The 13,163-nt window shown below is 71.3% G+C and carries 13 protein-coding genes; 5 read left to right on the forward strand and 8 right to left on the reverse strand.

Annotation, left to right across the window (positions count from 1 at the left end):
* Positions 1 to 127 precede the first annotated feature (127 nt).
* From E1284_RS31065 to E1284_RS31085, 5 genes are all read right to left on the reverse strand, one after another.
* Complete coding sequence (locus E1284_RS31065; protein ID WP_131943720.1) at positions 128 to 784, reverse strand: DUF4360 domain-containing protein; 657 nt, start codon at positions 782 to 784, stop codon at positions 128 to 130.
* 267 nt (positions 785 to 1,051) lie between these two features.
* The gene (locus E1284_RS31070; RefSeq protein ID WP_131943721.1) at positions 1,052 to 1,408 is read right to left on the reverse strand and encodes a DUF488 domain-containing protein; all 357 of its coding nucleotides are present in this window, start codon (positions 1,406 to 1,408) and stop codon (positions 1,052 to 1,054) included.
* A gap of 103 nt (positions 1,409 to 1,511) precedes the next feature.
* The gene (locus E1284_RS31075; RefSeq protein ID WP_165965498.1) at positions 1,512 to 2,732 is read right to left on the reverse strand and encodes an ATP-grasp domain-containing protein; all 1,221 of its coding nucleotides are present in this window, start codon (positions 2,730 to 2,732) and stop codon (positions 1,512 to 1,514) included.
* Positions 2,714 to 4,192 carry a coproporphyrinogen-III oxidase family protein gene (locus tag E1284_RS31080; protein ID WP_131943723.1) on the reverse strand — a complete coding sequence of 493 codons (1,479 nt, stop codon included), beginning with the start codon at positions 4,190 to 4,192 and terminating at the stop codon, positions 2,714 to 2,716. The genes E1284_RS31075 and E1284_RS31080 overlap by 19 nt, the downstream gene beginning before the upstream one ends.
* Positions 4,193 to 5,437: an ATP-grasp domain-containing protein gene (locus tag E1284_RS31085; protein WP_131943724.1), complete on the reverse strand. Its 1,245-nt coding sequence runs from the start codon at positions 5,435 to 5,437 to the stop codon at positions 4,193 to 4,195. It abuts the gene before it with no gap.
* Positions 5,438 to 5,632: 195 nt separating this feature from the next.
* On the opposite strand from E1284_RS31085, the gene E1284_RS31090 reads away from it, so the two are divergent.
* On the forward strand, positions 5,633 to 6,478 hold the full coding sequence (locus tag E1284_RS31090) for an AlkZ-related protein (protein WP_131943725.1): 846 nt from the start codon (positions 5,633 to 5,635) through the stop codon (positions 6,476 to 6,478).
* Positions 6,479 to 6,507: 29 nt separating this feature from the next.
* Here E1284_RS31090 and E1284_RS31095 read toward each other — a convergent pair whose 3' ends face one another.
* Positions 6,508 to 7,794 carry a metallopeptidase TldD-related protein gene (locus E1284_RS31095; RefSeq protein WP_165965499.1) on the reverse strand — a complete coding sequence of 429 codons (1,287 nt, stop codon included), beginning with the start codon at positions 7,792 to 7,794 and terminating at the stop codon, positions 6,508 to 6,510.
* A 146-nt stretch (positions 7,795 to 7,940) separates the two neighbouring features.
* Complete coding sequence (locus E1284_RS31100) at positions 7,941 to 9,332, reverse strand: TldD/PmbA family protein (protein ID WP_165965500.1); 1,392 nt, start codon at positions 9,330 to 9,332, stop codon at positions 7,941 to 7,943.
* A gap of 169 nt (positions 9,333 to 9,501) precedes the next feature.
* Here E1284_RS31100 and E1284_RS31105 point away from each other — a divergent pair, with 169 nt between their 5' ends.
* Genes E1284_RS31105 through speD form a run of 3 tightly spaced genes read left to right on the forward strand, consistent with a single transcriptional unit; the run spans position 9,502 to position 12,420 of the window.
* Positions 9,502 to 10,755 carry an ATP-grasp domain-containing protein gene (locus tag E1284_RS31105; protein WP_131943728.1) on the forward strand — a complete coding sequence of 418 codons (1,254 nt, stop codon included), beginning with the start codon at positions 9,502 to 9,504 and terminating at the stop codon, positions 10,753 to 10,755.
* Positions 10,752 to 12,023, forward strand: coding sequence for an MFS transporter (locus tag E1284_RS31110; RefSeq protein ID WP_131943729.1), 1,272 nt, complete (start codon positions 10,752 to 10,754; stop codon positions 12,021 to 12,023). The genes E1284_RS31105 and E1284_RS31110 overlap by 4 nt, the downstream gene beginning before the upstream one ends.
* Entirely contained in the window at positions 12,016 to 12,420 is a 405-nt protein-coding gene (gene speD / locus E1284_RS31115; RefSeq protein ID WP_131943730.1) for an adenosylmethionine decarboxylase, read from the forward strand. The genes E1284_RS31110 and speD overlap by 8 nt, the downstream gene beginning before the upstream one ends.
* Here the strand turns inward: speD and E1284_RS31120 are convergent.
* Positions 12,359 to 12,646, reverse strand: a complete 288-nt coding sequence (locus tag E1284_RS31120; protein ID WP_131943731.1) for a hypothetical protein — start codon at positions 12,644 to 12,646, stop codon at positions 12,359 to 12,361. The two genes, speD and E1284_RS31120, sit on opposite strands and share 62 nt — an antisense overlap.
* Positions 12,647 to 12,731: 85 nt before the next feature.
* Here E1284_RS31120 and E1284_RS31125 point away from each other — a divergent pair, with 85 nt between their 5' ends.
* A complete protein-coding gene (locus E1284_RS31125; protein WP_131943732.1) occupies positions 12,732 to 12,926 on the forward strand; it encodes a hypothetical protein in 195 nt (64 codons plus the stop codon).
* Positions 12,927 to 13,163 lie beyond the last annotated feature (237 nt).

Consider the following 13,163-nt stretch of genomic DNA (forward strand, 5'->3'; position numbering starts at 1 on the left):
GGTCGGCGGGGGCGGCGGCGAACGCGGCCGGGGCCGCGGACAGCGGCAGCGCGGCGGCGGCCAGGCATGCCGCCGAAACGGTCAGTCCTTTACGCATCGGTCGTTACTCCTTTGCTCGTTCGAGTCCTCACCACGGAGGGCACTGCTGCCAGGCGAAGTGGTAGGTGGTCTTGATGCTGCCGTCGGTCGAGTCCATGGAGATGAAGCTGACGTTCGCCGGGTCGGAGGTGCCCCTGAGCACCCGCAGTTCGGTGTTGATGTTGAAATTGCGCTCCTCGCCGCACGGCTTGTAGACGAGTTGCGCCACATCGTTGGTGTCGGTGAACTGCCAGTTGTCGGCGTACTCGCCCTTCAGGGTGTGCGAGATCGCGGACGTCTGCGGCATGCCCTGGAAGTAGTAGCTCGCCTTCTCGACGGCGGTGGCTCCGGGCTCCAGCCACGCGAACCCGCGGTAGTCGGCGGACGCGATCGCGTAGGTGAACCCCTGCGGGACGTGCACCTTCATGTTGAGCTGGCAGTTCTTCCGGAAGTCGGTCGGACTCGAGGAACCGCCCGCCTGCGCCATGTACTCGCTGTAGGTGACGGTGAACGCCTCCTTGTCCTCCGACACGGCGACGGCGGCCGTCCCGGCCGGGCATCCGGACCCGTTGACGGTGGCGATCTCGATCGTGACCCCGTCCGGCCCGCGGCGGAGCGGGGCGGCGGACGCCGGCGCGGCGAGCCCGGCGGTCACGGCGATCCCGGCAATTGCGGCGGCAGCGGAAACGGCAATCCCTTTACGCATGCGATTCCTCCTCGCTGGAGCCTGCGCAAAGGGAGCGTAAACTTCGCGGATCGACGGGTCAATCGCCGCTTTTCAACAGTGGAATTCGCTTCTGTCGGGGGCGCGCCGGCACCACGAACAGCCACATTGGAACGTCCATGAAATTTTCCTTTAAAAGGGAGCGTTCCATCAAGTTGCGCGGCAATTTCAAATGCGTCCTACAGAACGGACAGAACACGTAGAAGGCCCGGCCCGCATGGTGCGGGCCGGGCTCGATACACCTGCCGGTCAGGTGGAGTCGCGGAGGCGGGTGGCCAGGACGGCGGCCTGGCTGTGGTCGATGTCCTTCGTCGCGGTGAGGAGGGTGAGGGTGCCGTCGCCGGCGAGCCGCCGGAGCCGGTCGAAGGCCGCCGCGCGGTCGGGGTCGCGCAACTCGGCGTCGTAGCGGTCGGTGAACTCCTCGAACTTGTCCACGTCGTGGCCGTACCATTTGCGCAGCTCGGTCGAGGGGGCGACGTCCTTCTCCCACTCGTCCAGCCGGGCCTTGTCCTTGGACAGCCCGCGCGGCCACACGCGGTCGACCAGCACCCGCGTGCCGTCGTCGGACGATGCGGGCTCGTACACCCTGCGCAGCTTGACCTCCATGCTTCCTCCCCTCTCCACCTATACCCCCCTCGCCGCCGTCACGCCGCCCCGGCCCGGAACAGGCGCCGGGAAAATCGGTCGTGACCCGCCACGGAACCGGCCGTCATTCCCATTTCAGGATGGTCTCCGCGATCTCCGCGCACTCCGCGAGGCGCCGCGCGACCTCGTCGCTCGTCGCCCCCTCCACGACGAACCCGAGGACGGAGTCGACGCTCGTGGACGCTCCCGTGAACGTCCGCGGGCACGGCGTCTTGACATGGAAGTGGCGGACGAATGGCGGCGGCGACAGCTCCGCGATACCGGCCAGGGTGCCGGGACGGGGCGGTATCAGGATCCAGCCGTAGAGCGTCCGTCCCGGCGTGATCACCGCCGGGCTCGGCAACCCGGCCTGGTCACGGACGGAGGCGCGGGCCGGGTTGACGCCCGTGCGGAGCGTGAGCGTCTCCATCATGTGTCCGCCGCCGAGCCGGCAGGCGATCTCGCAGAAGACGAGCTCTCCCGTCCGCTCGTCGACGATCACTTCGAGGTGGAACGGGCTGCGGTCGGTGGGCGGAAGCGCCGCGACGACGGCGCGCGTGAAGTCCGTCAGCTCGGCGGCGAGCGGATCGCCGGGGTCTAGCTGCGCACTCCCGAGCGGAACACTGTCGTGGAACGCGAGGCAGTCGTTCACGTACCGGGACGGGCAGGCGAACAGCACCTTCCCGTTGGCGCAGAACCCGTCAACGTGGCAGACCGGCCCGGGGATGAACTCCTCCACGAGGACGTCGTCCGCGTCGCGGGCCCGGATGTCGGCGACGAGGTCCGCGGGCGTGCGCACGACGCGGACACCTGTGGACGCGTAGCCGAGCCGGGGCTTCACCACGACGGGCCACCCGTACTCGTCGGCGAACCGAAGCACCGCGTCCGAGCCGTGGCGGTCGTCCGAGCTGGTCGGGGTGTTCGGGGCGTGAAAGGCCGGGACGCGTATGCCGGAGGCGGAGACGCGCCGTTTCATGAGCAGTTTGTCCCGGTATGGCAGTGCGTCGCCGTACGACTGGCCCGGCACGCCGTATCTGTCGCGTGCGGCGGCGGCACGTAGGACGTCCTCCTCGGTGAGGTGGACGATCCGCTCGACGCCGCCGGCCGCGCACAACTCGTCCAGGACGCGCGGCACGTCCGGCCCGGCCGAGTAGTCGTCCACGCCGATGACCGTGGGAAATGATCCGGCGTACCCTTCCGCGGCGGCCGTGCTCGTGATCAGCTGGACGTCGCCGGCCGCCCCGTCCAGCCATTCGGCGAGCGGCGTGACGGACGCGGGCAGCCGGTTCAGAACGACGATGCCCACGGCGCGCCCCCGCCCATGGAACCTGCGTCGGAGCCGACCGGCGCGAGCGGCAGCGCCATTCCGCGCTCCCCGTCGGTGATGCCCTTGACCCGGCTCTTCAGCGCGACGAAATCGTCGAGAATCCGCTGGTCCGACTCGGGGGACAGGTAGTACATCATGTTGACGTACCAGATCCATCCGAGCTCGGTGATGCGGTATTCGCCGGCATCCTCCACGATCAGCCCCTCGGCGGCGAGGCGCCCGAGCCGGTCGGTGATCTCGGAAGGAATGCGGTCCCATTCGATGCGGCTCTTGTCGAGCCGGCCGAAGTACGGGAGATGGAAGACGATCCCCTTCTCGTAGGGGACGCCGTCGGCCACCGTGACATTGATTTTGAAGTCGCCATCGTCCAGCAGCCTCTTGGTGTAGGTCGCACGGTTCTCGTCGTTCATGACGGTGTACTCGCCGCTCTGCGAAACGGCGGAGTTGCCGAAGCCCATGAGGTCGACATCGTGGTACGCCCAGAAGAACTTGTTGTAGACGTTGGTGTACCGCCGCGTGATGAACGGCTCCGTCGTCGGGGCCTCGCCGTCCGGCAGCCGGAGGTATCCGTGCCCGTTGTGCTGCTGCCAGCCGGCCGCCCGGACGTACTCGTTCAGGTACATGGTCAGCGACATCTTCTGCATGAAGCTCAGCGGCTCCAGCCCCGCCCGGACGTAACCATGATGGAGGGACGCCTGGGTGACGAGATTGGTGATCGGGTAGAACTCGATCGTGTCGGTGCCCATGTCGAGGGCCTGCTGGACGTCCCGGGTGAATCGCTCCACCGTCTGGCCGTGCAGCCCGTAGATGATGTCGAAGCTCGTGTAGTCGAAATGCCGGCGCAGCATCTCGGCGGCGGCGTACGTCTGGTCGAGCGTCGCGGTGATGTTGAAGAGCTCGCGGTACTGCGGGTCGAACGTCTGCAGGCCGAAGCGCGCCTTGTTGAGGCCGATGTCGCGCATCGCCTCGCACTTCTCCTCGGTGATGCTCTTGACCTCCATCTCGAAGGTGAACTCCTCGAGCGCGGACAGGTCGAAGTGGTCGTGGATCGCCTGCCCGATCCGGCGGATCTGTCCGGCCGTGAGCGTGGTCGGCGTCCCGCCGCCGAAGAAGATCGCCGTGATCGGCAGGGACGTCACGGACGCGTACCGGCTCTTGATCTGGATCTCTTTGATGAGCGCCTGCACATACCGTTCGATCGCCTCGTCGCCCTCGGCGCCCAGCCCCCGGTTGAGCGTGCAGAACGTGCAGATCGTCTCGCAGAACGGGATGTGGAAGTACAGGGCCCGGCCGCGGATGCCGGACACGTCCAGGCTCCCGTAGAGCTCCTTGTGGGACGTGGTGTCGAGGTCCTGGCCCTTCATCGGATACAGCCAGTTGTAGACGGGGAACTGTTCGTCGAACTTGATGAGCGTCTTACCGGGAATGAGGCTGACCATTTAACCGATCTCCAGTTCTGCCTTCGCCCGGACCGCTTCGAGCGTGTTCCGGACGGACGTGTGATCGTTTCCGGAAACCAGGACCTTCGCGACGATCGTGTTGAGGTCCCGGGTCGGCGGCACGTGGTCGCCGATGGCGTAGGCGAGGTGGACGGCGTCCACGCCGGGCGTCCCGGCGAGGTCGTCCAGGCCGTGGACGGCGCGGAGCGTGCCCCCGTCGCCGTCGTTGCGGAGGCAGCAGATCCCGAGGACCGCGTCGAATCCCGGTTCCGGGTCCGCGTCCGCCTCGCCGAGGAGCGCCGCCAGCGCGGCGTCGAACGGGTGGAATGCGGCGTGCCCGATCCAGTGGTCGGCGATGCGGGCGCCCGGGAGCCGGCTCGCCACCTCCATCAGGCTGACGCCGCGCTCGTCTCCTTTCACTTCGGTGTGGCTGGGGCCGACCCGTATCCCGAACGCGTCGAGCACCCGCAGCGCGAACGCGGCCGCCGTGCCGTGGGCGGGATCGTCCCGCGGAACCTGGATGAGGTCCCAGTACGGCTGGTCGTAGTCGGCACCGGACGGCTGGAGGTACTCCCAGACGTCGATGATTCGGTGCCGTCCGTCCAGCGAGAACGCGTTCACCGCGAACTCGCGGCCGCGCACGTACCGCTCGACCAGCCAGTCGCGGACGGGCGCGCCGAACAGGTCGAGGTCCGCGGCGGCGGCGACGGCCGCGTCCAGGTCCTGCGGATGGGGGACGAGCCGCACACCGCGGGACGCGGCGCCGGTCGCGGGCTTCAGCACGAGCGGGAACCCGATCCGCCGAGCCGCCGTGCGGGCGTCGGCGGGCCGGGACACGCGCTCGAACTCGGGGACGGCGATCCCCGCCCGTACCGCCAGCCGGCGCATCACGCTCTTGTCCCGGCGCGCGAGCGCGGTGGCCGGATCGTTCCCCGGCAGCCCGAGCCGGGACGCGAGCACGTCCGCCACATGGACGGCCGGTTCGGTCGCCGGCACGACGGCGCGGATCCGGCGTCCCGTCCCGGCGACCAGCGCGCACGCCCGCGCCGGGTCGGCCGCGTAGAGGGTGACGTCGTCGCCGGACGCGTGGTCGGGCGCGAACTCCCGGAGGGCCTCCGCGCTCAGCGTGTACAGCGAGACGACGGTGTGTCCGCGGGCCCGGCAGGCCGCCTTGAACGGCAGCCCGGTGAGCACGGGATCGACGAGCAGCACGGCGTCACGCGCCGGCGCACGGTCTTCGCGCATGGAACGGCATCCCCCTTGAACCCGCACTGACCGGCTCGAACCGGCACATCTCGGCACAGCTCGAATCGGCACAGCTCGGCACAGCTTGATTCGGCACTATTCGGATCGGCGCATTCGGTACGGCACCGTCCCCGGACGGACGGGCGGTTTCCCGCGCGCCGGGACGGAGTCGTCCGCGATGGATAGGTTGCGGGGATGACGAGCGTCGGGAACCAGGACGAAAGCGGGGACGGGGGCGCGCACCGCGATGCGGAGGGGGCCATGGGCCGCCTTCACGAACTGCGGCTCCGGCGCTGGCACACGGACCGTCCGCCGCTGGCCACGATCGACGAGGCCGCGGCCTTCATCGACGACGTCGGCCTGGCGCTCCTGTTCGGCGATGCCGGTGCGACGTTCCCCGCGCTGCGGGAGGCCGCCCGGGACGACGCGAGCCCGCGGCTCGCCGCCGGCTGGGGCGCGGACCTCGACCGCATGTGGACCTGGAAGGACGAACTGCCCGCGCTCGGCCGCGCCTGGGTGGGCCGTTTCGTGCTCGGACGCCAGTCACTGCTCTCTCCCCGTCTGCTCGCTCTCCTGCTCCCGTGCCCCCGGGAGGGAGACCCCGTCCCCGATCTGTCGGCCGCCGCGCGGAGGGTGCTGGACCGGATCGAGGCGGACGGCCCGACCTCGATGCGGATGATCCGGCAGGACTACGGCCTGAACTCCCGTGCCGCCCAGAAGGTGCTGGACGAACTCGGCCGCGCGCTGCTGGTGACCAACTACGGCACCGTCCAGGACGGCCCCGGCTGGCCCAGCTGCGTCGTCGAGGTCACCTCCCGCGCGTTCCCGGACCCCGACCCGCGTCCCGTCGCGGAGCGGCGGGGGGATGCCGCACTGATGCTGCTGGACGCACTGGTCGAGGCCGACGCGCGGCAGCTGTCCCGGGCCTTCCGGTGGCCGCGCCGGGAGGCGGAGGACGTCCTGGAACGCCTCACCGGCACGGGCCGCGCGGAACCGGTCGCCGAAGGCCGCTACCGCCCGAGGCGCCCGGCACCCCGCTGAGCCTGCAGAGCCTGCGGAGGTGAGCGGGGTCATCGGCCGAGTGTCAGGCCGGTGACCCACAGGTCCGGCGAGCCGAAGGACGACTCGCCGTCGTCGCTCCAGGACGGCACCGCACCCACGCCCGCCACGTTGTGCAGCAGGTCCAGGACGTTCCCGGACACGCTCAGCCCCGAGATCCGCCAGGTCTTCTCCCCGTCGTGCACCACCCCGGTCGCACCTGTGGAGAACTCGCCGATGATGCCGTTCGCCAGGTGCATGCCGTGGGTCTGGGTGATGCGGAGCACCGGGCCGTCCGCCGCCGGCATCGTCCCCGGCACGATGCACAGGTTGGCCGCTCCCGGCCGCGGCGGCGCCGTCGGTTCCGGCTGCCGCGCGTTCCCCGGCGCGGCGCCGGCGACGTGCGCGTAGGCGCGGGACCCGAGGAACCCCCGCAGGATCCCCGCGTCGATCAGCGTGCGCGCCTCCGCCGCGGCGCCCTCGTCGTCGAACGGCAGGTGGCGCGGGCCGTCCGGGCGCACCGGGTCGTCGACGAGCGTGACCCGGGCGGTGCCGACGCGTTCGCCGAGCCGCCCGGTGAGCCGGCTGCCGCCCTGCTCGACGGCCTCCGCCGACAGCGACTCGGCCAGCAGGCAGACCAGCTGCGCCGCGACGCCGCCGGCGAGGACGACCCGGTCCGGCAGCGGCTCCCCCGCCGCCCGCTCGGGCGCGCGGAGCTGGCACTGCGCGTCCGGCAGCATGTACTCGTCGAGCCGCCGCAGCAGGAACGCCATGTCGGGGCCGGACTCGGCCCGGTCCACGTGGACGGTGCCGCCGTCCGCCCCGGTCACGGTGGCGCGCAGGACGATCGACGCATGCGCGGTCGGGACGCGGAACGCCTGCTCGGGCGTCGCATGGTGCAGCGTTCGCCGCACCTGCAGCGCCCGCACCTCGCACTCCCGCGCCTCGGGGATCACCGAGCGCTCGCGCAGGGCGTCATGCCGCTCGGCGAGGCTCTCCGTCACCCGGCCCGGCAGAGCTCGGAATGCCGGGGAGTTCCCGGACGGCGCCGCGCCGCGCCGGCCGCCCGCCCGGTCCAGCAGGGCGAGCCCCTCGGCGACGACGGTGGCGACATCGCCGCCCGTCCCCGTGGCGAGCATCGCCCGGTGCGCGCCGTCGCCGACCGTGAGCCGGAGGACCGCGTCGGCGGTGACGCCCTCCGAGTCGGTCTTGCCGTTGCGCGCGACGAACTCCTCGCGCCGCTCCGTCACGGCCCGCACCTCGGCCCGGACGCCCCGCCGCCGGCACTCAGCCAGGTAGGCGGCCACAAGCTCGTCCATCTCCCGCTCCGCCCCCGCGTCCGACCGCCCACCCGCCGGCCCGCTCGTCCTGCCGTACATCGGCCCGTCTATCAGCCCATCCAGCGGCCCGCTCGCCGTTCCGTTCGTCGACCCGCTCGCCGGCTCGTTGGCCGGCTTGTGCGTTCTCACGACTCCGTCCCCCCGACCAGCAGTGAGCCGATGCGCAGTGTCGGTCCCTGCACGCCGACGGGGATCAGCTGGTTGAACTTTCCGCACTTGGCGGCGCCGAGCCGCACGTCGTCGCCGACCGCGTCGATGCTCCGGAGCACCTCGACGCCGTTGCCCTGGACGGTCGTCTCCCGGATCGGGTCGGTGATCTTTCCGTGCTCGATCAGGAACCCGTTGTGGACGCGGAACACGAAGTCGCCGGTCGCCTCGATCACCTCGCCGCCGCCGACGTGCTGGGCGTACAGCCCGAACTCGGTGTCCGCGATGATGCCGGCGGGGTCGTGCGGCCCGGGCCGGACGCAGGTGTTGCTCATCCGCGGGATCGGGATGTCGCGGAAGCTCTCCCGCCGCCCGTTGCCCGAGCTGCGGACGCCCAGCTCGGCGGCGGTCGCCCGGTCGGTCAGGTAGGAGGAGAGGATCCCGTCGTCCACCATCGTGGTGGGGGACGCCTCGGTGCCCTCGTCGTCCCAGCGGTACGAGCCCGGTCCGCCGCGCACCAGCGGGTCGTCCACGATGGTGACGCCCTCGGCCGCGATGCGCTCGCCGAGCCGGCCCGCGTACACCGAGCCGCGGGCGATCTCGTCGCCCTCCAGCGGATGGCAGCACGCCTCGTGGATCAGCACCGTGCCGCGGCCGGGGCCGACCACCACGGGCATCCGCCGGACCGGCACCGGGCGCCCGGCGAGCGAGGTGACGGCGCGCCGCGCGGCCTCCACGCCGATCTCGGACGGGTCGAGGACCTCCGCCGGGTCGGACGTCGCCGGCGTGTAGAAGCCGGTGGCGATTTGACCGGATTCGGCCGCGATGACCCGGATGGTGAGGTAGCGCAGATGCCGGTGCTCGGTGCCCGCGCCCTCCAGGTGCACCGTGGTGATGTCCTGCTCGTACCACTCCGCGTCGATCAGCACCTGCCGGATGCGCGGGTCGTGGTCGCGGGCCGCCTTGTCGATCCCGGCCAGCAGGGTGTCGAGCGCCTCCACCGCCGGGACGAGGCCGGTACCGTGATCGTCGGCGCCGTGAGCACCGGCGCCCTGATGACCGGCGCCGCGATTTACCAGGTCGCGGCCGGTTTCGGCGGTCGCGGCGGTACCGGCCGCGTGGGCGGCCACCCGGTCGGCCGGCCGGCCGGTCACGTGGGCGGCGACGGTTTCCGGGTCGGCGCTGTCCAGGGCCCGGTACCAGGACCGGTCGGACGTCATCCAGCGGGCGCAACCGCCCGCCCGGTGCCCGGCCGCCATGTCGATGGTCGCGCTGTCCGCGAAACGCGCGGTGACCAGGCTTCTCTCTTCCAGAAAGACATTGGCGGTGTGCACTCCGGCGGGGGTGGAGCGCACGAGTGCTCTATGCACAATTTGGGCTCCCGCACCGCCCGTCCCGGTTAGTCCCCCGTGCCCGCCTTCAGTTATCCCCGATGTCATGCTCCGAGACTCTGCATCGAAGTCATAATGTCGTCAAGGGGTTGTAAATCTGGTGTCGATGAGTGATTATCATGATCATTCGGGGAACGGGGGATGTCGCATGTCGCGACTCTTGATGGTCGGCTGTGGCTGGATGGGACGGCCCTACCTGCGGCGGGCGCACGACCGGGGAATGCGCGTCGCGGTACTGGACCGGGTACGGGGCCTGGAGTGGGCGAGGGACGCCCTCGGCCCGCGCGACCAGGGCTATCCGCTCACCGGCGAGGGCGAGGAGGCCTGGCAGGCCGCCGCGGCGAAAGCCCTGGCGGACGGGCCTGTGGACGCGGTCCTCGCCTTCTCGGAGCAGCACGTGGTGACCGCGGCGAGACTCGCCGCCGAGCTGGGCCTGCCGGGCCCCGGGCTGCGCGCCGCGCTCACCTCGCGCAACAAGTATCTGCAGCGCGACCTTTTCGGACGGCACAATCTTTCACAGCCGGAGCATCGTTTGTGCTACCAGCTGGAATACGCCCTGGAGTGGGCCGGCGAACACTTTCCGGTAGTCGTCAAACCACTCTCCGGAATGGGCAGCGAGGGCGTCGAGATCGTCACGGACGAGATCAGGCTGAAATCCTGGTATGAACGACATCCGGCAGGCCTGCCGTTCCTGGTGGAGCGGTATCTGACCGGGCCGGAGTTCAGCGTGGAGGCCATCATCGACCGGGGCGAGATCGCCTTTCACGGCCGCACGGGGAAGACGACCACGCGGCCGCCGTTCTGCGTGGAGACCGCCCACCGGTTCCCCGCGGACCGGCCCGCCGCCGAGCAGGCCGCCGTGCACGACCTGCTCGCGGGGGTCGTGCGGGCGCTGGGCGTCGGCAGCGGCATCGTCCACCTGGAACTGCGCATCGAGCCGGACGGGCCGCACATCATGGAGGTCGCCGTCCGCACCCCGGGCGACAACATCATGGACATGGTCCAGGCCGCGAACGGGTTCGACCTGTACGACGCCGCGATCGCGGTCGCGTGCGGTGAGCCCGCGCCCCGGCCGGCGCTCGCCGACGGCGTCGCCTGCGTGTGGTTCCCGACCCCGCCGCCCGGCGTCGTCACCGCGATCGACGGCGCCGACCGCGTCGCGGAACTGCCCGGCGTGGTCGACATGGAGGTGGACGTCGAGGTCGGCGGCACGGTGCCGCCGCTGCGCTCGTCCCTCGACCGGGTCGCCATGGTGATCGTCCGCGCCGACGACGGTGACACGCTGGAGCGCCGGCTCCGGGCCGTCCAGGACGAACTGCGCCTCACCGTCCGCCCGGCCGAGCACGCCGTCCACGAGCACGCCGTCCAAGAGCAGGCCGCCGGCGAGGGGGTGCCGGTATGACGGAGCCCGCGGAGGAGGAGGCCCCGAAGGGGACCGGGGCGCGGGTGCCGCTGTGGCGGCTCACCCCCGCGCAGCGGCTGCTCGAAGGCGGGGCGCTCCTGAACTCGCTCGCGTTCTTCGCGGCGATGCCGTTCGCGCCGCTGTACCTGTCCGAGCACACGAGTCTCGGCAAGCCCGCGGTCGGCGCGGTCGTCGGGGCGGTCGCGCTCACCGCCGCGTTCGGCGGGCTGCTCGGCGGGATGATCGTCGACCGGCTCGGCGCGATCCCGCTGATGCGGGCCGGGCTGGTCTGCTACGTCGCCGTGTACGGGCTGCTGGCCTCGGTCCGCGACGCCGCGGCGATCGTGGTGCTGTTCCTGCTGCTCGGCGGGGCGCGGCTGATGGTGGAGCCGGGCGCGAAGAAGCTGCTGTCGCACGCGGCGGACGACGAAGGCCGCATGTTCCGGGTGCGGTACATGACGCTGTGCACGGGCGCGATCGTCGGGCCCGCGATCGGCGGCGCGCTCTACCACGTCAGCCCGGTGGCGTTCTTCGCGGTCCCCGCGTTCTTCTACGGCGCCTACCTGGTGCTGGTGCTGGTGCGGAACCGCGACCTCGTCGCGCTGCAGCCGCCGCGCGAGGCCGGGGCGGGCGCCGCGCCGTCCGCGCGGGAGTCGATCGGTGCGACGCTGCGGGACCGGCGGCTCCTCGCGGTCGTCGCCGGCGGCATCGTGGTGTTCTTCGTCTTCTCCCAGCTGGAGTCGATGATCCCGTTGTACATGAAGGGCCAGTACGGCGACAGCACCGAGGGGTACTTCGCGGTCCTGTTCATCACCAACGCCGTCCTCGCGCTGGCCTTCCAGCTGCCGATCGACCGCGTGTCGGGACGGCTCGGCCGCACCACCATGATCGTGCTGGGCGCGGCGAACTTCACGCTCGCGTTCGCGTGCTTCTGGGGGAGCCCGTCCGGCGGCCTGGTCTGGATGTACGTCGGGATCACGTTCTGGACGATCGGCGAGGGCATCCTGCTGCCGATGCCGGACATGGCCGTCCACGAGATGGCGGCCGACGAGCACAAGGGCGCCTACTTCGGCCTGTCGGAGGTGCGGCAGCTCGGCTTCTTCCTCGGCCCGTTCGCCGGCGGCTTCCTGCTGGACGCCGGGACGACGCCCTACTTCCTCGTCATGGGGACGTTCATCTTCCTGTCCGTCCCGCTGCTGATGCGCCGGACCGCCGGCGCGCCGGAGGGCACGGGGGAGCCCGCGGCGGAGGTGGCGGCCAATGGCTGAGGCCTTCGAGTTCGGGTTCACCGGGACGCACGTCCTCAGCGACGTCACCGATGTCGCCGCGGTCCGCATCACCGACAACCAGCTCATCCTGGACGCGGTGCACCGCGGGGTGGAGGAGTCGGGCGCGACGCTCTGCGGCGTCCAGTACGAGGAGTTCGAGCCGATGGGGATGACGGCGGTGTTCGTGCTCTCGGAGTCGCACGTCTCCGTGCACACCTATCCCGAGCAGGGCTCGGTGTTCGTCGACGCCTTCACCTGCGGCACCCGCTGCGACCCGCGCCGGATCGTGGACGCGCTGCTCCGCGCGCTCGGCCCCTGCGAGCACCGCACCACGGTCATGCACCGGGGCGGCGGCGTCCGTCTCCATCCGCTCCGCCGGGAGTCTCTGGTGAGCTGACGGGTGTGGTGGTCTCGCGGGCGAACTGGGCGGCGGCGGTGCGGCGGGCGAACTCGCCGGCGAGGGCGCGGCCGAGGACGTCGTCGTCGGGGCGGTGCCGTTCCAGATAGGCGAGGGCCTCGGCGAGTTCGGCGGCGGTGAGGCGCCGCACGGGCTTGCCGGCCCAGCGCGGCAGCCGCCGGTCCGCGGGGCCGGCGGCGGACGCCGCGCGCGGTCCTGAGTTCACGTTCCTGGCCCTTTCAATTCCGGTGCCGGTCATGCGGCGGCGCGGCGGCGGGCACCGTATTCGCCGGTTCGAATAGCATCGCCGCGTGCATTGGTGGAGCCAGCAGGCGTGCGACGCGGCCGCGGAGGCGCAGGCCGCCGACCCCTCGCCGGGAAATCTCATGGCGGCCGCCCAGGTGCAGGCGCTCGTGTCGCTGGCGGAGGCACTGCACCGCATCGCGGCGACGCTGGAAGAACGGGACGAGAATGACGGCGTCCCGTCGGGCGTCCGGACGAAGTAGCCTACCCCGCTGAAACGGCCCGGCGAGCTGAAACGGCGCATGGAGCCGTGCTGGAGCACCCCGCGAAAACCAGGCGTATGGTCGCAATAGTGGGTGTTTCCGCGAAAATACCGGTGCGCCCGCTCGGGGACGCACCGGCATTTCCCGGGGTGTCAGACGTCGCTGAATGACTTGCGCTCCGTCCGGCCGGAGGTGCTCGCGGCGAGCCGGGAGGGCTTGGCGACGGGCGGGCGGGGC

This window comes from Actinomadura bangladeshensis, assembly GCF_004348335.1.
GTDB lineage: Bacteria > Actinomycetota > Actinomycetes > Streptosporangiales > Streptosporangiaceae > Spirillospora > Spirillospora bangladeshensis.